A 17,217-nucleotide genomic window follows, 5' to 3' on the forward strand; every position below is an offset into this window, starting at 1 on the left:
AACCGGGAACGGAGGGCCAGGTCAGGCCATTCGGACTATTGGGGTTACGCCATACGGCGGTAACACCCGCGCAACATCAGGCCTGCGCGACGGGCACGCTGACCTCTCCGCGCTCGGCCTTCAGCCCGATGTCGGTGCGGTGGTGCGAGCCCGCGAGGCGGACCGGCTCCAGCCGGGCGTAGGCCTCGGCCCGGGCGGCGGCGAGGTCGGAGCCGGTGCCCACGACCGACAGGACGCGCCCGCCGGAGGAGACGACCGCGCCGTCCTCGCGGCGACGGGTACCGGCGTGCAGCACGCCCTCCCCCTCGGCGCCGGTGATGACGTCACCGAGCCGCGGGGTGGCCGGGTAGCCCTCCGCGGCGACGACGACCGTCACCGCCGACCCGTCGGCCCACTCGATCGCGGGCTGGTCGGCGAGGGTGCCGGTCGCGGTGGCGAGCAGCAGCTGCGACAGCGGGGTGCGCAGCAGCGCCAGCACGGCCTGGGTCTCCGGGTCCCCGAAGCGGCAGTTGAACTCGATGACCGCGGGGCCCTGCGAGGTCAGCGCGAGACCGGCGTAGAGCAGCCCGGCGAACGGGGTGCCGCGGCGCACCATCTCCTCGGCGACCGGCGCGACGACCCGGGCGACCAACTCCTCGGCGAGGTCCTCGCCCGCCCAGGGCAGCGGGCAGTAGGCGCCCATGCCGCCGGTGTTGGGGCCGGAGTCGTCGTCGCCGACGCGCTTGAAGTCCTGCGCGGGCAGCAGCGGCACCACGGTGGCGCCGTCGACGAGGCAGAACAGCGACGCCTCGGGCCCGTCGAGAAAGGACTCCAGCAGCGCCGGGTGGCCGGCGTCGAGCAGCCCGAGGGCGTGCGCGCGGGCCACCTCGATGTCGCCGGACACGACGACGCCCTTGCCCGCGGCCAGCCCGTCGTCCTTGACGACGTAGGGCGGGGTGAACACCGACAGCGCGGTGTCGAGGTGCGCCGGGTTGTCGACGACGACCGACGAGGCCGTCGGCACCCCGGCCGCGCTCATGACGGCCTTCGCGAACGCCTTGGACCCCTCGATCCGAGCCGCCTCGGCGCTCGGACCGAAGCAGGGGATGCCGGCCTCGCGCACCGCGTCGGCCGCACCGTTGACCAGCGGGCCCTCCGGCCCGACCACCACCAGGTCCGCCTGCCAGGTCCGCGCCACGTCGACGACGGCGCCGTTGTCGGTGACGTCGAGCCCGAGCTGCTCGGACACCGCGGCCGTCCCCGCGTTGCCCGGGGCGACAGCGAGCGCCGTCACCTCCGGGTCCTGCGCCAGAGCCACGGCGATGGCGTGCTCACGCGCACCGCTTCCCACGATCAGGATCCGCACGGTGGCCGAGCGTATCCGTGCACGTCGGACAACGGGGAACCGGTGTCCGCTCAGCCGTCGCAGCGTTGCAGGTGGGCCCCGATCAGCGCGGTGACGTGGGTGGGGTGCTCCTGCTGCGGGAAGTGCCCGGTGGCCGGGAGCGTGTGGTGGGTCAGCCCGCCGCCGGCGAACCGCTCGTCGCCGCGCATGGTGGTGTCGAGCACGCACGGGTCGTCGGCGCCGTGCACCTGCAGCACCGGCACCCCGACCGGCCGGGAGAGCTCGCGGGCGAACCGGCGGCCGTCGGGGCGCACCTGGGAACGCATCGACCAGCGGTAGTACTCGAGGCTGCAGTGGGCGACGGTGGAGATCCGCATCGCCTCCGCGTTGCGGGCGACGGCGTCGCCGAAGTCGGTGGTGGCGACCCACTCCGGACCCGCCCAGGCCCGCATGATCCGCCCGACCCGGGCGCCGCCGTCGGCACGCAGGGAACGCTCCGGCAGCCGTGGCAGCTGGAACCCGGCCATGTAGCGGCTCGCGCGACCCTGGCCGAGCGGGTCGCGCAGCACCGCGTCGCGCATCACGACCGGGTGCGGCGCCCCGAGCCCGGTGAGCGAGACGACCAGCCGCGGGTGCAGCGTCGCCACCGTCCAGCCGATCGCGGCACCCCAGTCGTGCCCGACGACGTGGGCACGCGGCTCCCCGAGCGCCCGGATCAGCCCGGCGCAGTCACCGGCGAGGGTCCACAGGTCGTAGCCGCGGGGGGTCTTGTCGGTGTCGCCGTAGCCGCGCAGGTCGGGCGCGACGACCCGGTAGCCGGCGTCGCCGAGGGCGAGGAGCTGGTGGCGCCAGGTCCACCAGAACTCCGGGAAGCCGTGCAGCAGCACGACCAGCGGGCCGGTCGGCGGGCCGTACTCGGCGAGGTGGATGCGGATGCCGTTGGCCGACACCGCACGGTGCGTCCACGGACCGGGCACCCGGACGACCGAGGGGTCGGGCGGGGTACCGGTCGCCGCGGACACGCCGGATCAGCCCGCGGCGGCGTGCCGCCCGGAGGTGCCGTCGGCGATCTCGCGGACGTTGTCGCGGTCACCGCGGTGACCGCGCTGGGCGAGCACCTGGGCGGAGTCCTTGAGCGAGTCGATGGTGCGCTCGGGCTTGCGGATCTTGCGGACCCGCAGGTAGCCGAGGAAGCCGAACAGGCCGGCGACGAGCAGCATGAACAGGAACGTGATCCCGAAGCCCGCGGCGCGGTTGAGCCACAGCGACAGGAACTCGGCCAGGGTGAAGAACAGGTAGAACAGGCTGAACAGCCCGACCACCGCCGCGATCACGAAGAAGACGCTGCCCTGCACGCCCTTCTTCACCTCGGCCGTGACCTCGGCCTTGGCGAGCTCCACCTCCGACCGGACCAGGGTGGAGAGGTGGGTGGTGACGTCCTTCGCGAGGGCACCGAGGGACGCGTCGCGCGGCCCCGGCTCGTTGGTGAGCGGGATCGAGGGCAGGACCGGCGGAACCTCCGCGTTGCCCGACTGGCTGTTGCTGGCCACCGTCTTCCCTCCTGCTGGTGCACTCGCCTACCCGGGGCGCTGGGGATCCCCCGGACGGCCGTCGTTCGGTGAGCCGCCATCGTGCCACGGGGCCCGGCGACCCGCTCGGCTGCGCCACGCCGGGGACACGGCCTCACTCGTCCGGGCGGCCGCGCAGTTTCTTGATCTGACCGCGCCGGTTCTTGGCGGCGAGCCTGCGACGCTGCGAACCGCGCGTCGGACGGGTCGGGCGACGGGTGCGCGGGCCCGCCGCGGTCGCCTCAGCGAGCAGGGTCGCGAGCCGCCCGCGGGCGGCCTCGCGGTTGCGGAGCTGGCTGCGGTGCTCGGAGGCGACGACGGTCAGCACGCCGTCGACGAGCCGGTTCGCCAGCCGTGACAGGGCGCGGTCGCGCAGGTCGTCGGGGACGCTCGGCGAGGCCGCGAGGTCGAAGGACAGCTCCACCCGCGAGTCGGTGGTGTTGACGCCCTGCCCACCGGGCCCCGAGGCGCGGGAGAACCGCCAGTGCAGCTCGCGGGCGGGCACGACGAAGCCCCGCCGCACCTCGATCGGGTCGTCCACACCGACCAGTGTCGCCGATCGGCCCCGGGTCCCGTGCGGTGAGCACGGGCCCGGGGCCGCCGGGACCGGAGGGTCAGTCCTCCTTCGACTCGCTCATGCCGGACGAGATCAGGTCCATCACCGACGAGTCGGCGAGGGTCGAGACGTCGCCGACGTCCCGGTTCTCGGCGACGTCGCGCAGCAGGCGGCGCATGATCTTGCCGGATCGGGTCTTCGGCAGCTCCTCCACGACCAGGATCTGGCGCGGCTTGGCGATCGGGCCGATCTCCTTGGAGACGTGGTCGCGGAGCGCCTTGATGGCCTCCTCGCCCTTCGCCTCGTCCTTCGACGCGCTCCCGCGCAGGATGACGAACGCGACGATCCCCTGGCCGGTGGTCTCGTCGGAGGCGCCCACGACCGCGGCCTCGGCGACCGTCGGGTGGCTGACCAGCGCCGACTCCACCTCGGTGGTCGAGATGCGGTGCCCGGAGATGTTCATGACGTCGTCGACGCGGCCGAGCAGCCAGATGGCGCCGTCGTCGTCGTACTTGGCGCCGTCACCGGCGAAGTAGTAGCCCTGCTCGGCGAAGCGGGACCAGTAGGTGTCCTTGTAGCGCTCGGTGTCGCCCCAGATGCCGCGCAGCATCGACGGCCACGGCTTGTCGAGGACCAGGTAGCCGCCCTCGCCGTTGCCGACCGGGGTGCCGGTGTCGTCGACGACCGTGGCGGAGATGCCCGGCAGCGCACGCATGGCCGAGCCCGGCTTGGTCGCGGTGACGCCCGGGAGCGGCGCGATCATCTGCGAGCCGGTCTCGGTCTGCCACCAGGTGTCGACGATCGGGCAGTTCTCCTTGCCGATCTTCTCCCGGAACCACATCCAGGCCTCGGGGTTGATCGGCTCGCCGACCGTGCCGAGCACCTTCAGCGAGGACAGGTCGTACTTCGCGGGGATGTCCTCGCCCCACTTCATGAACGTGCGGATCAGCGTCGGGGCGGTGTAGTAGATCGAGACCTTGTACTTGTCGACGATCTCCCAGTGCCGGCCCTCGTGCGGGGTGTTCGGCGTGCCCTCGTACATCACCTGCGTGGCGCCGTTCGCGAGCGGCCCGTAGACGATGTAGGTGTGCCCGGTGACCCAGCCGATGTCGGCGGTGCACCAGTAGACGCTCTCGCCCGGCTTGTGGTCGAACACCACGTTGTGGGTGTAGGCGGACTGCGTGAGGTAGCCGCCGGAGGTGTGCAGGATGCCCTTCGGCTTCCCGGTGGTGCCCGAGGTGTAGAGGATGAACAGCGGGTGCTCGGAGTCGAAGGACTCCGGGGTGTGCTGGTCGGACGCGCCGTCGACGGCGTCGTGCCACCACACGTCGCGACCGTCGGTCCACGGCACGTCGGTCTCGGTCCGCTTGACGACGAGGACCTTCTCGATCGAGGTGCCCTCGACGGCCTCGTCGGTGTTCTCCTTCATCGGTGCCGGCTTGCCGCGGCGGTACTGGCCGTCGCTGGTGATCAGCACCTTGGCCTCGGCGTCCTCGATGCGCGCCTTGAGCGCGCCCGGGGAGAACCCGCCGAACACGACGCTGTGCAGCGCGCCCAGGCGGGCGCAGGCCAGCATCGAGAACACGGCCTCGGGGATCATCGGCAGCTGGATGGCGACCCGGTCGCCCTTGCCGACGCCCAGCTCGGTCAGCGCGTTGGCGGTCTTGGAGACCTCGCGCTGCAGGTCGGCGTAGGTGATCGTGCGGGAGTCGCCGGGCTCGCCCTCCCAGTGGATGGCGACGCGGTCGCCGTTGCCCTCCTCGACGTGCCGGTCGGCGCAGTTGTAGGCGACGTTGAGCTCGCCGCCGACGAACCACTTCGCGAAGGGGGGCTCCCAGTCGAGGACCCGGTCCCACTTCGTCGTCCAGTGCAGACGGTCCGCCTGCTCGGCCCAGAAGCCCTCGCGGTCGGCATCGGCGCGGTCGTACCACTCGGCGGTGGCGTTCGCCTGCGCGGCGAACGCCTCCGGCGGAGGGAACGACCGGCTCTCGGTGGAGAGTGCGCTGAGCGCAGAGCTCTTCTCGGACTCGGCCATGTCCTCGTGTCCTCCTCGACGCGGCGGGTCACTTCGGGCCGGTGTGGCGGCCTCGGTCGCACTCGGTGTGCGCACACGTGTGCTGTACGACGCTAGTGAAACGTCGTGGCCCGTGCACCGTCTGTCGGGACAGGTACGGACAGGACACGAATGCTGCACCTGACCGTCCGCGCAGGTCGGGGGCCGCTCCCCGGTGCGTCACGGGGGTTCTCGGGACCCTCGGCGGTGGACGGACGGACGTCCGGCGGTCGGTGGATCACCACGACCGGTCGCCGAGCGGTCCGCACCGCAGGGGTACTACCCGACGGTAACCCACGGGTTGGGACGATGACGCCCATGGCCCGCCCCGCAGCAGCCGATCCGCTCGCCCCGCTCGCCACCCTCCCCGGCGTCCCCGAGGCGGTCTCCCGCGCCCGCGACGCAGCCACCGAGGTGCACAATCAGCCGGTCAACCGGCGCGGCTGGCCCGCGACGGCGGCCGAGGCCGCCCTGCGCGCGGCCCGCTCCTCCGCCGCGGTCGACGGTGCCCCGCTGCGGCCGGTCACCGCCGACCACGTCTCGGACCCGGTCCTCGCCGGCGCCGTCCGGATCGCCGACGAGCGCGCGAAGCTCCTCGACACCTGGGGGCGCGCACCGCTGCAGGGGCTCGCCCGGCTGCACGTGCTGGCCGCGGGCGACCTCGTGCCCGCCGCCGAGCACGAGCAGGTGCTGGGCAGGCCGCGCCCGGCGACGTCGGGACGGCTCGCGGCGCTGGCCGACCTGATCGGCGGGGGCACCTCCGTGCCGGCACCGGTGCTGGTCGCCGTCGTGCACGGCGAGCTGCTGACCCTGGCCCCGTTCGGCACCGCCGACGGCGTCGTGGCCCGGGCCGCGGCCCGGCTGACCGCGATGTCGACCGGGCTGGACCCGCGCGGTCTGTCGGTGCCCGAGGTGGGGTTCCTGCGCCGCACCGCGGAGTACCGGGAGGCCGCGGCGGCGTTCGCGTCCGGGACGCCCGACGGTCTGGCCCGCTGGATCGTCCACACCTGCGCGGAATGGGAGGCGGGCGGCCGGGAGGGCCTGTCGATCGCCGCCGCGCAGTCCGGCTGAGCCCCCGCACTCGGCACGTGCCTCGCGCGCCCTCGGTCGAGCCGCTGCACCCCGGTCGAGGCGCTGCCCCCGGTCGGGCTCCCGCACTCCGGCCGGGCTCGAACACGACAGAGCCGGGTGGCGCCCCGAGGGGCGCCACCCGGCCCGACGTGGGAACCGGCGTCCTGGCGTGCACTACGTGTCGTGTTGTGCGGCCTCGGCGCCCGGCGTCCCGGTTCGCAGGCCCACGACGACATGCCTCCCGCGGCGTGCTCGGCGTGGACGTGATCCGGTTCCCACGTACGGAGCCCGGTCAGGGGAGACGCCTCTTCTCCTCCGAGACGCCCCTGGCCCGGCCGGGGTCCGTGCCTCCTTCGTAGACCCGGAACGTGATGCGGGCAACCCTCGCACCGGGATGCACCGGTTCAGCAGCACAGGGTGACCGTCGACGGCCGCCGGGTGGGTGCACGACGACGTCCGGACGGCGGTCGCGCGCGGCATCCGGGCCGCTTTCCGGCCCGACACCGTCGGCGCCGGGTCGCCCACCGCTACTCGCACCGCTACCCGCACCGCCACCGCGCTGCCCGCATGGCCACCCCGCTCCCCGCACCGGCACCGCGCTGCCCGCACGGCCACCCCGCCACCCGCACCGGCACGGCCGGCCGGCTCGCACCGGCACGGCCGGCCACGCCGCACCGGCCGGATTCCGCCACCGAGCCGCACGGCTCCGTCGATCAGTGCATCAGCGCTGTCCGACGGCGGTCGGGCAGCAGTCGTGCACTGATCGACGGTCGCTCCTCGGGGCGCTCCGCACCGTCCCGCGCCTCGCCCCCCCGGCAGTCCGCTCACCGCGTGTCGATCAGTACACGAGCGTGCTCGCAGGCTGCCCGGACAGCATCGGCGTACTGATCGACGGTCGCGACGCGGTCGGGTCCGCGGTGGTCGCGGCGGGGACCCGCGGTAGTCGCGGCGGGGACGGGCGGGGGCGCCGGACGAGCCGGGCAGCGCGCCGCTCGGCGCGGCCGGCGACGCCCTGCCCACAGGTCGGCCGTCGCGTCAGCGGCCACCGCGGGCGGACCGGGCTACGGCCGCCCCGCCACCAGCGCCGCGAGCACCCCGCCGACCGCCGCCGCACCGAGCAGCGCCGGGTCCCGCCACAGCCCGCCCGCACCGGCCCCACCGGTGTCCTCGCCGGTCCCCTCGGTCGCCCGCCCGGCGTGGACACCACCGCGGGCCCCGGCCGCGAACCGGTCGGACAGCCGGTCGCGCAGCCGGAACAGCCGGTCCCGGCGGGAGGCGGCGCGCACGAACGCGAGCACCGGCCACCCCCGCTCACGGGCGATCGCCCGCAGCTCACGGTCCGGGTTCACCACGGACGGCTGCCCGACCGCCTCCAGCAGCGGCAGGTCGGTGATCGAGTCGGTGTAGGCGGCGCACCGCGCGAGGTCGAGTCCCAGCTCCTCGGCGATCTCCCGGGCAGCGACGGCCTTGCCCTCGCCGTAGCAGTAGAACGCGATCTCCCCGGCGTAGCGGCCGTCCTCGATGTGCATCCGGGTCGCCCGGAAGCGCGTGATCCCGACCAGCTCGGCGATCGGCTCGACGACCTCCAGCCCCGACGCCGACAGCAGCACGATCTCCGCCCCCTGCGCGCGGTGGTGCTCGATCAGCCGGACCGCCTCGGGGTAGACGAGCGGGCCCACGATCTCCTGTAACGTCTCGGCGACGATCGCACGGACCCGCGCCACCTCCCAGCCCTGGCAGACCAGCACCATCCGCCGGCGCAGGGTGTCCATCGTGGACGCGTCCGCGCCGGCGAGCACGAGCAGCAGCTGGGCCCACGCCCCGCGCAGGACGGTCGCGCGGTCGATCAGACCGGCGCGGGCGAACGGACGCGCGAACGCCAGCGCACTCGACCCGGCGATGATCGTGTTGTCGAGGTCGAGGAACACCGCCCGGGGGCCGGCGGTCCGGTCCGGTGCGACGGGGGCTGTGGAGAACTCGGGCACGACGTCCAGCCTGCCCGAACCGGGACGCGCCTCGTCCCCGGTCCCCGACTCTTCCACACCCCGCCGACCGTCGGCCCCACGACGGGCGCCGCCCGTCCCCGCACCGCCCGGCCGGGGGTACGAGCAAGCCGATGACCGGCAGCGGAGGGTGATCGAACGTACGCGACCGGTCGCCCGGACGCGCCCACCGGTCAGTGGCGCAGTTCACCCCGCCGGGGTCGAGAGCGACATCGCCGCCGGTACCGGTCGGCGCAGGCCACGGCCGGAGTATGGGCGCGACCGGCATGTTCCGGCTACAGTTGACCGAGCTCGGACGTGGTCCGAGCGGGTTCAGCTCGACCCCCCGGGGCTGAACCGCCCGACGGCCCCCGCCAATCCCCCCTGGCGGGGGTCGTCCTACGTCCGGGGTCGGACGACACGGTCGTGTCGGTCGCCCGCCTCCCGGCGCTCCGGTTCTGCTCCTCCGTGGCGCGCCCGCGAGGGCCCTCCCCCGTGCTCCATCCTCCCGCACGAGACCGACGGAACCGGTGAGTTGTCCACAGGTCGGGCCGTTTCCACCACGTTGTCCACAGGCCCGCGATCGGGTCCGGCGGAGCCCTCCCGGGACCGCACGCTCGACACCGGGGCCCGCACCGGCGGGCCGGTGTGGAGGACGACGCGATGGACCGGCGCTGCCTGATCGTGGCCGACGATCCCGAGCTGCTCGACGCGCTGCTGCGGCTCGCCGCGGCAGCCGACATGGACGCCCAGCGCGCGGTCGACGCGGCCGACGCCCGCCGTGCCTGGGCCCGCGCACCGGTCGTGCTGCTCGACCGGGCCGGGGCCCGGCGCTGCGGTGAGGCCGGTTTCCCACGCCGCGACGGCGTCGTGATCACCGTCCCCGGCGAGCCCGCCGCGGAGGACTGGCGGATCGCGGTCACCCTCGGCGCGGACCGGGTCGTGCAGCTCCCCCAGGGCGAGGCCGGGCTGGCCGGGATCCTCGCCGACGCCCGGGAGCGCGCGGCGGGCGACGGGCGGGCCGGCCGGGTGCTGGCCGTGGTCGGCGGCAGCGGTGGGGCGGGCGCCTCGGTGCTCGCCACCGCCGTCGCGCTGACCTCCGCGCGGGCCGGGGAGTCCGCGCTGCTGGTCGACTGCGACCCGCTCGGCGGCGGCCTCGACCTGATGGTCGGTCTGGAGCAGGAGGCCGGGCTGCGCTGGCCGGAGCTGTCGGTCGGCGACGGCCGGGTGCGCGCCGCGTCGCTGCACGCCGCGCTGCCGCGGGCCGGGTCCGGGCGCACCGCGTTGTCGGTGCTGTCCTGCGCGCGCTCCCCGCACGGCCCCGAGCCGGCCGCGGTCACCGCGGTCCTCGACGCCGGGCGTCGCGCGGGCGGCACCGTCGTGTGCGACCTGCCCCGCTACCCCACCGACGCCGCACTCACCGCTCTCGGCACCGCCGACCTGACCGTCCTGGTGGTCCCCGCCGGGCTGCGGTCCTGCGCCGCGGCCGCCCGGGTCGCCGACGTGCTCGCCGAACACGCCCGGGCCGTGGAGCTGGTCGTGCGCGGGCCGTCCCCCGGCGGCATCACCCCCGACGAGGTCGTCGCCTCCCTCGGGCTGGCGCTGCTCACGACCATGCGCCCGGAGCGCGACCTCGCCGGTGCCCTCGAACGGGGGCGGACCCCCGGCTCCGGGCGGGGCCCGCTCGCCACCGCGGCCCGGGCCGTGCACGAGCGCCTCTCCGGCTCGGCCGGCCCCCGGCGGGTGGCGTCGTGAACCCGCTGGTCGACCGGGTGCGGGCCCGGCTGGCCGACGCCGGCGGCGAGACCGGGCCGGCCGCCGTCGCCGCGGCGGTGCGGGCCGAGTCCGGTGGGGTCGCATCCGATCTGGACGTCCTCGCCGCGCTCCGCACCCTGCGCCAGGAGTTCACCGGAGCGGGCCCGCTCGACGCGCTGCTGCGCGACCCGGCGACCACCGACGTGCTGGTCACCGCGCCCGACGCCGTCTGGGTCGACCGCGGCGACGGGCTGCGCCGCACCGGCATCACCTTCACCGACGAGGCCGCGGTCCGGCGGCTCGCCCAGCGCCTGGCGCTCGCCGCGGGCCGCAGGCTCGACGACGCGAGTCCCTGCGTCGACGGCAGACTCCCCGACGCCGGGGTCCGGCTGCATGCCGTCCTCCCACCGGTGGCGGCCGCCGGGACCGCGATCTCGCTGCGGGTGCTGCGCCCCGCCGGACACGACCTGGCCGCCCTCCGGCGGACCGGCACCCTCGACGCGACCGGCGAGGCCCTGCTGCGCGCGATCGTCGCCGCCCGGCTGGCCGTGCTCGTGGCCGGTGGGACGGGCAGTGGCAAGACCACGCTGCTCAATGCGCTGCTGGGCGCGGTCGACCCGGGCGAGCGGCTCATCACCGTCGAGGACGCCGAGGAGCTCTCGCCGCGCCATCCACACGTCGTCCGGCTGGTCGCCCGGCCGCCGAACATCGAGGGCTCGGGTGGCGTGCCGCTGCGCGAGCTGGTGCGTCAGGCGTTGCGGATGCGTCCGGACCGGCTGGTCGTCGGCGAGGTCCGCGGCTCCGAGGTGTGCGACCTGCTGGCCGCGATGAACACCGGTCACGACGGCGGCGGCTGCACGGTGCACGCCAACTCGGTCCGCGAGATCCCGGCTCGGATGCGCGCGCTCGCCGGGCTCGGCGGCATGTCCCCCGCCGCGCTCGACGGGCAGCTGACCGCGGCCGTCCAGGTCGTACTGCACATGCGACGCCGCCCCGGCGCCGGCCGGACGCTCGACGAGATCGGCGTGCTGGGCCGCTCCGACGACGGCACCCCCCGCGTCACCGCCGCCTGGAGCCGCGGCGGCGGGGCCGGACCGGGCCGCGACGAGCTCGCCACGCTGCTGCGCGAGCGCGGGGTCGGTGTGCCGTGCTGAGCACACTGCCCGGGACAGCGCAGGGCGTGGCGGTCCCCACCCTGCTCGCGCTGGCGGTGCTGGCACTGCCTGCGGCCCCGGGCCGGTCCCGGTGGCGGGCCCTGACCGGCACCGCGGCCGGCCTCCCGACGGCCCGGCTGCTCGCCCCGCCGTTGCCCCTGCTCGCCGCGCCGCTGGGGTGGCTGCTCCTGGGCCCCGCCGGTGCGGTGTGCGCAGCGGGGGTGGCCTGGAGTGCGCGGCGCCGGGTCGCCGCACGCCGCGCCGCGGAACGGGCCGGGGCGACGGCGGCCGAGCTCGCCGACGGGCTCGCCCGGATCACCGACGAGCTGCGCACCGGCGCGCACCCCGCGGCCGCACTGGCCGGGCACGTGCACGACGGGCCGCTCGCCCGCGTGCTGCTCGAGCCGGCGGCCGTCGCCGCGCGGATCGGTGAACCGGTACCGGAGGCACTGCGCCGGACGGCGCGAGGGCCCGCCCGGCGCGACGTCGAACGGGTCGCAGCGGCCTGGGAGCTCGCCGACACCCACGGCGCCCCGCTCGCCGACCTGCTCACCGGGCTGCTCGACGACATCCGCTGGCGGATCGCGCACGGCGCCCGGGTGCGGGCCCAGCTGGCCGGACCCCGGGCGACGGCGTCGGTGCTGACCGGGTTGCCGTTGGCCGGGATCGGTCTCGGGCAGCTCATGGGTATCGCGCCGCTGACCGTGCTGCGCACCGGACTGCACGGGCCGGCGCTGCTGCTGACGGGGGTCGTCCTCACGGTCGCCGGCGCGGCGTGGGCCGACCGGATCCTGCGTGCGGCGGTGCCGACGTGACCGCGGCCGCGCTCGGGCTCGCCGCGCTCGCCCTGGCCGTCGGCGGCGGGCGTCCCGGGCCGGGACGGCTGCGCGGGCTGCGTGCCGCCGTCGGCACGGCTGCGGCCGCGGCGCCGCCCCGCACGGCGGTCCTCGCACTGCTGGTCCCCGCCGGGGCCGCACTCGGCGGAGCCCTCGGCGGGGCGGGTGGCGCGGTCGTCGGCGCGGCGACGGGCGGCGGGCTGCTGTGGCTCGGCCGGCGGGCGGCCCGCGGGCCGGCCGCGCCGGTGGACTCCGCGGACCTGGCCGCCGCCTGGGACCTCCTGGCGACGTGTCTGGCCGCCGGTCTCGCCGTCGCGGACGCCGTCGGAGCCGCGGCCCGGCGGCTCGACGGCCCGGCCGGTGAGGCGCTGCGTCGGGTCGCGGGCCTGCTCGCCCTGGGCGCCGACCCCGACGACGCCTGGGCCGCCGCCGCCCCGGTCCCCGAACTCGCCGGGTTCGCCCGCGCGGCGGGCCGGTCGGCCCGTACCGGTGCCGCCCTCGGACGCTCCGCCGCGGCGGAGGCGGCCCGGCTGCGCGCCGGTCTGGCGGACCTCGCCGAGGAGCGGGCGCAGCGCGCCGCGGTCCGCATCACCGCCCCGCTGGGGCTCTGCTTCCTGCCCGCCTTCCTGGTCCTCGGCATCGTGCCGGTCGTGATCGGGCTGGCCGGGGAGGCGTTCGCGCGGTGGTGACCACCGCCGCGCGGCGACCGGGTCCGCACCCCGCGGGCCCCCGACGAAGGAGACACCGATGACCCCCACCCGTTCCCAGCTGCACCGCCGGCTGCACGCACTCGCCTCCGCCGACGACGGCATGTCCACCGTCGAGTACGCCGTCGGCACCGTCGCGGCTGCGGCGTTCGCCGCGCTCCTCTACGCGATCGTCAGCGGCGGCGACGTCCTCGCCGCCCTCACCGGGATCGTGCAACGTGCGCTGTCCACGACGCTCTGACCCCCACCGCACCGGCCGCGGCGGTCACCCCACCGTCGGCCGGGGTGCAGCCGTCGGCGCCACGAACGGCCTGGCGAACTCCGCGGCGGACGACGACGGTGCGGTCACCGTCGAGGCGGCGCTGGCGCTCGGCACCCTGGTCGCGGTCACCGCGGCGGCGGTCGGAGCCGTCGCCGCGGTGGCGGCCGGGGTCCGCTGCACCGACGCCGCCCGCGAGCTGGCCCGCCAGGCCGCACGTGGCGACACCGAACGGGGCCGGGCCGTGGCCGCGCAGCTGGCCCCGGCCGGCGCCGAACCGGAGCTGCATCTCGACGGCGATCTCGTCGTCGTGACGGTGCGGGTCCGCCCGGTCGGGCTGCTGCCGGTCACGATCAGCGGCACCGCGAGCGCCGCGGTCGAACCCGGCGTCGCGACCGGCGCGGCCCGGTCCGGCGTCACAGCCGGGTCGGCCCCGCCCGGCGGCGCGTCATGAGCCGCCCGGCCCCTCCGCGCCGGGGCGACGATGCGGGCGTCGCCTCGGTGTGGGCCGCGACGGCGGCGGCGGTGCTGCTGCTCGTCGGCATCGTCGGCGTCGACCTGGCCGCCGCCACCCGCGCCCGGCACGTCGCCTCCGCCGCCGCGGACCTGTCCGCGCTCGCGGCCGCCGGCCGGTCGGTGGACGGCACGGCCGCCGCCTGCGCCCGTGCCGCCGACCTGGCCGACCGCAACGGCGCCGAGCTCCTGACCTGCCGCCTTGACGGCTGGGACGCCCTGGTCGAGACCCGGGTCGCCTGGTCGGGACTGCTCCCGCCGCGCGGTCCCGCGCGGGCGCGGGCACGTGCAGGCCCGGCTCCCGTGGACACCGGCCCGCCCCCGGCGAGCGGGACCGTGGACGGTTCCGGCCCCACCGCGGAGCCGTCGTGAACTCCCCCGGACGTGATCACGATCTCGGTGAGCGGTCCACGCCCCCGGATGAACGGACGGCGAACCCCGGAGCACACCGTCATCACGAGTGCTTACGACGAACGTCCCAGCGCGACCGCGTTTCGTCGTGGGGGCCTGACCGATCACCGACGTCGCGCGGCCCGCATCTGGTCACCGTCGCGACACTCGGGCCTACTGGGAGTCGCAGGGACGGGCAGGGTCCGGTCCGCTCCCGCCACGAAGACCACGCTCCCCAGACAGCGACGACGTCGGAGCGCCCCTGGCGCCCCCGTCCGATGTCGTCGCACGTGGTTGCCACCGGCCCGCCCCCGCCCCCGACGGGCGGGCCGGTGGTACCCCGTCCGGTTCCGCGATCATCGCGAACCGGTCGGGGCACCGCCTTCCAGCGCGGCGAGGACCAGGTCCAGCACCTGCACCGCCCCCGTCTTGTCCAGCGGGTTGTTGCCGTTGCCGCACTTCGGGGACTGCACGCAGGACGGGCAGCCCGTGCGGCACTCACAGTCCCGGACCGCGGCGCGGGTCGCCGTCAGCCACCGTCCCAGCACCTCGTGGCCGCGTTCGGCCAGGCCCGCGCCGCCGGGGTGCCCGTCGTGCACGAACACCGTCGGGAGCCCGGTGTCGGGGTGCAGCGCGGTGGACAGGCCGCCGATGTCCCAGCGGTCGCAGATCGCGAACAGCGGGAGCAGACCGATCGCGGCGTGCTCGGCGGCGTGCAGTGCGCCGGGGAGGCGTGCCTCGTCGATGCCGGCGTCGGCGAGCGCGTCGGGGTCGATCGTGTACCAGACCGAGCGGGTGTCCAGGCTCTGCGGCGGCAGGTCCAGCGCCGTCTGGTCGAGCACCGTCCCGTCCGGGTTGCGTCGCCGGTAGGCGACGACCTGGCTGGTCACCGTGGTCGCGCCGAAGCAGACCTGCACCGGTCCGTACCGGCGGTGCTCCATCACCTCGAGCACGGTGACGTCGGAGACCGACTGGGCCTCGGTGCGCCAGTCCGGGTCCTCGGCGTGGACGAGCGCGACGCCGTCGTCGAGGTCGAGCTCGTCGACGACGAAGCTGTCGCCGCGGTGCAGGTACACCGCACCGGAGTGGACCGTGCCCGGGGCCGAGCCGCCGTCGACGGTGCCGAGCATCCGCCCGGTCGCCGCCTCCACCACGGCGACCTGCCCGAGCCCGGAGCCCCGGATGTCGACGTCCGCGGCGGGGGCGTCGCCGGTGTCGGGCCAGAACCAGCCGTGCGGTCGTCGGCGCAGCACGCCCTCGTCGACCAGGGCGTCGAGAACCTCCACCGCGGGGGCTCCCCCGAACATCTCCTCGACGTCGACCGTGGTCAGTGGCATCTCCGCGGCCGCGCACGCCAGCTGCGGCGCGAGCACGTACGGGTTGACCGGATTGAGCACGCAGCTCTCCACGGGCGCCCCGATCAGCGAGCGCGGGTGGTGCACGAGGTAGGTGTCGAGCGGGTCGTCGCGGGCGACGAGCACGACGAGCGCCTCGTCGGCGGCCCGTCCGGCGCGCCCGGCCTGCTGCCAGAACGACGCGCGGGTGCCCGGGAAACCGGCCTGCACCACGGCGTCGAGCCCGGAGATGTCGACGCCGAGCTCGAGCGCGTTGGTGGTCGCGACCCCGAGCAGCACGCCCGACATCAGGTCGGCCTCCAGAGCGCGGCGTTCCTCGGGCAGGTAGCCGCCGCGGTAGGCGGCCACCCGCGCGGCCAGCTCCGGAGCGATCTCGGAGACCTGGCGCTTCGCACCGAGCGCGGTGAGCTCGGCGGCCCGCCGGGACCGGACGAACGCCAGGGTGCGGGCGTCGGTCAGGACGAGGTCGGCGAGCATCCGGGCGACCTCGGCCCCGGCCGAGCGGCGGACCGGCGCCCCGTTCTCCCCGGTGATCTCGGCGAGCAGCGGCGGCTCCCAGAACGCGACGGTGCGCCCGGCGTGCGGGGACCCGTCCTCGGTGACGGCGACGACGCCGCGTCCGGTCAGCCGGGACGCGAACTCCTCCGGGCGGGCCACCGTCGCCGACGCGAGCACGATCACGGGACGCGCGCCGTAGCGCGCGGCGAGGCGCAGCAGCCTGCGCAGCAGCAGTGCCACGTGCGAGCCGAACACCCCCCGGTAGGTGTGGCACTCGTCGACCACGACGTAGCGCAGCCGGCGGAGGAAGGTCGTCCAGCGTCCGTGCCGGGGAAGGATCGACCGGTGCAGCATGTCCGGGTTGGAGAACACCCACCGGCAGTGCCTGCGGACCCAGTCACGCTGGTCCATGGGGGTGTCGCCGTCGAACGCGGCGGGCCGGACCCCGTCCGGGGCGAGCCCGTCGAGGGACCGCAGCTGGTCGGCCGCGAGTGCCTTGGTCGGGGCGAGGTACAGCGCCGTGGCCCGCGGGTCCTCGGCCAGCCCGGCGAGCACCGGCAGCTGGTAGACCAGCGACTTCCCCGACGCCGTCCCCGTCGCGACGACGACGTCGGCGCCGGAGTGCACCAGCTCCGCACCCTGCGCCTGGTGCGACCACGGGCGGGCCACGCCGCGGGCCGCCCAGGCCGTGCGCAGCGGCTCGGGCGTCCAGCCCGGCCAGTCGACGGGGTTCCCGGCCCGCGCCGGGATCCGCACGACGTGCCGCAGCGGGTCGTCGACGGCGCCGACCCCGTCGTCGACGGAGCCGCGGGATTCGTGAGAACGGTCGGAACCGCGGAGACCGTCAGGACCGTCGAAGCCGTCCTGCGCGGCGAACGTCCCGGCACCCGGCCCCGGCCCCGGCGCGTCCGTGTCGGCGGCACCGGACGCCCACGTGGTGTCGGCGCGGGCCGGGTCGAGCCCCGAGCCCGCCAGCACGCGACGCAGCAGCTCCACCCCGCGCTGCGACCCGTCCGGGCCCTGCGTGCTCTCCGCCGTCGCTCCCACGACCGACCACGATGGCACAGATGTTCGAACACTCCGCCGTCGCTCCCGGTGGCCGACCCGAACCGCCGGCCCGCAGCCGGTCGGATCGCGGATGTCGTTGCACCGCAGTTGGTCTGCAGGTTCCCGGATTGCGTCGCGACATCGTGTGG

The 17,217-nt window shown here is 76.0% G+C and carries 15 protein-coding genes; 8 read left to right on the forward strand and 7 right to left on the reverse strand.

The features are described 5' to 3' along the window. Positions 1-76: 76 nt before the first annotated feature. The 5 genes from purD to acs form a co-directional block, all read right to left on the reverse strand. Complete coding sequence (purD, locus tag AC0GKK_RS13520; protein WP_405420065.1) at positions 77-1,345, reverse strand: phosphoribosylamine--glycine ligase; 1,269 nt, start codon at positions 1,343-1,345, stop codon at positions 77-79. A gap of 50 nt (positions 1,346-1,395) precedes the next feature. Continuing rightward, the gene (locus AC0GKK_RS13525) at positions 1,396-2,346 is read right to left on the reverse strand and encodes an alpha/beta fold hydrolase (protein ID WP_357438553.1); all 951 of its coding nucleotides are present in this window, start codon (positions 2,344-2,346) and stop codon (positions 1,396-1,398) included. A gap of 6 nt (positions 2,347-2,352) precedes the next feature. Beyond that, entirely contained in the window at positions 2,353-2,874 is a 522-nt protein-coding gene (locus AC0GKK_RS13530; protein ID WP_073575814.1) for a phage holin family protein, read from the reverse strand. 133 nt (positions 2,875-3,007) lie between these two features. After that, the gene (arfB, locus tag AC0GKK_RS13535) at positions 3,008-3,433 is read right to left on the reverse strand and encodes an alternative ribosome rescue aminoacyl-tRNA hydrolase ArfB (RefSeq protein WP_357438556.1); all 426 of its coding nucleotides are present in this window, start codon (positions 3,431-3,433) and stop codon (positions 3,008-3,010) included. A 73-nt stretch (positions 3,434-3,506) separates the two neighbouring features. Further along, positions 3,507-5,483, reverse strand: a complete 1,977-nt coding sequence (gene acs / locus AC0GKK_RS13540) for an acetate--CoA ligase (RefSeq protein ID WP_489881755.1) — start codon at positions 5,481-5,483, stop codon at positions 3,507-3,509. Between the two features lie 336 nt (positions 5,484-5,819). Between acs and AC0GKK_RS13545 the strand changes: the two genes are divergently transcribed. Continuing rightward, positions 5,820-6,572 carry an oxidoreductase gene (locus AC0GKK_RS13545; RefSeq protein WP_489881756.1) on the forward strand — a complete coding sequence of 251 codons (753 nt, stop codon included), beginning with the start codon at positions 5,820-5,822 and terminating at the stop codon, positions 6,570-6,572. A 1,061-nt stretch (positions 6,573-7,633) separates the two neighbouring features. On the opposite strand, the gene AC0GKK_RS13550 is transcribed toward AC0GKK_RS13545, so the two are convergent. Further along, complete coding sequence (locus tag AC0GKK_RS13550) at positions 7,634-8,557, reverse strand: HAD family hydrolase (RefSeq protein WP_489881757.1); 924 nt, start codon at positions 8,555-8,557, stop codon at positions 7,634-7,636. A 660-nt stretch (positions 8,558-9,217) separates the two neighbouring features. Here AC0GKK_RS13550 and ssd point away from each other — a divergent pair. From ssd to AC0GKK_RS13585, 7 genes are read left to right on the forward strand one after another with little or no spacing between them, the layout of a single operon-like run. Then, positions 9,218-10,309 (forward strand): septum site-determining protein Ssd, encoded by a 1,092-nt coding sequence (gene ssd, locus AC0GKK_RS13555; protein ID WP_405420078.1) that lies wholly within the window; start codon positions 9,218-9,220, stop codon positions 10,307-10,309. Beyond that, complete coding sequence (locus AC0GKK_RS13560) at positions 10,306-11,463, forward strand: TadA family conjugal transfer-associated ATPase (RefSeq protein WP_489881758.1); 1,158 nt, start codon at positions 10,306-10,308, stop codon at positions 11,461-11,463. The genes ssd and AC0GKK_RS13560 overlap by 4 nt, the downstream gene beginning before the upstream one ends. 26 nt (positions 11,464-11,489) lie before the next feature. Beyond that, positions 11,490-12,278, forward strand: a complete 789-nt coding sequence (locus AC0GKK_RS13565) for a type II secretion system F family protein (protein WP_489881759.1) — start codon at positions 11,490-11,492, stop codon at positions 12,276-12,278. After that, complete coding sequence (locus AC0GKK_RS13570; RefSeq protein ID WP_489881760.1) at positions 12,275-12,988, forward strand: type II secretion system F family protein; 714 nt, start codon at positions 12,275-12,277, stop codon at positions 12,986-12,988. The genes AC0GKK_RS13565 and AC0GKK_RS13570 overlap by 4 nt, the downstream gene beginning before the upstream one ends. A gap of 58 nt (positions 12,989-13,046) precedes the next feature. After that, on the forward strand, positions 13,047-13,247 hold the full coding sequence (locus tag AC0GKK_RS13575) for a DUF4244 domain-containing protein (protein WP_489881761.1): 201 nt from the start codon (positions 13,047-13,049) through the stop codon (positions 13,245-13,247). Continuing rightward, complete coding sequence (locus AC0GKK_RS13580) at positions 13,225-13,719, forward strand: TadE family type IV pilus minor pilin (protein ID WP_489881762.1); 495 nt, start codon at positions 13,225-13,227, stop codon at positions 13,717-13,719. Before AC0GKK_RS13575 ends, AC0GKK_RS13580 begins: the two co-directional genes overlap by 23 nt. Then, positions 13,716-14,150: an Rv3654c family TadE-like protein gene (locus AC0GKK_RS13585; protein ID WP_405420092.1), complete on the forward strand. Its 435-nt coding sequence runs from the start codon at positions 13,716-13,718 to the stop codon at positions 14,148-14,150. Before AC0GKK_RS13580 ends, AC0GKK_RS13585 begins: the two co-directional genes overlap by 4 nt. Positions 14,151-14,524: 374 nt before the next feature. On the opposite strand, the gene AC0GKK_RS13590 is transcribed toward AC0GKK_RS13585, so the two are convergent. Next, positions 14,525-17,068 (reverse strand): DEAD/DEAH box helicase, encoded by a 2,544-nt coding sequence (locus AC0GKK_RS13590; RefSeq protein ID WP_489881763.1) that lies wholly within the window; start codon positions 17,066-17,068, stop codon positions 14,525-14,527. Positions 17,069-17,217: the final 149 nt, after the last annotated feature.

The sequence above is a fragment of the Pseudonocardia sp. P-1 genome, from assembly GCF_058111925.1.

Bases quoted from the DNA above. Each gene is read 5' to 3' on its own strand.
- acs (WP_489881755.1), bottom strand. From the start codon at position 5,483: ATGGCCGAGTCCGAGAAGAGCTCTGCGCTCAGCGCACTCTCCACCGAG.
- AC0GKK_RS13545 (WP_489881756.1), top strand. From the start codon at position 5,820: ATGGCCCGCCCCGCAGCAGCCGATCCGCTCGCCCCGCTCGCCACCCTC.
- ssd (WP_405420078.1), top strand. From the start codon at position 9,218: ATGGACCGGCGCTGCCTGATCGTGGCCGACGATCCCGAGCTGCTCGAC.
- AC0GKK_RS13575 (WP_489881761.1), top strand. From the start codon at position 13,047: ATGACCCCCACCCGTTCCCAGCTGCACCGCCGGCTGCACGCACTCGCC.
- AC0GKK_RS13585 (WP_405420092.1), top strand. From the start codon at position 13,716: ATGAGCCGCCCGGCCCCTCCGCGCCGGGGCGACGATGCGGGCGTCGCC.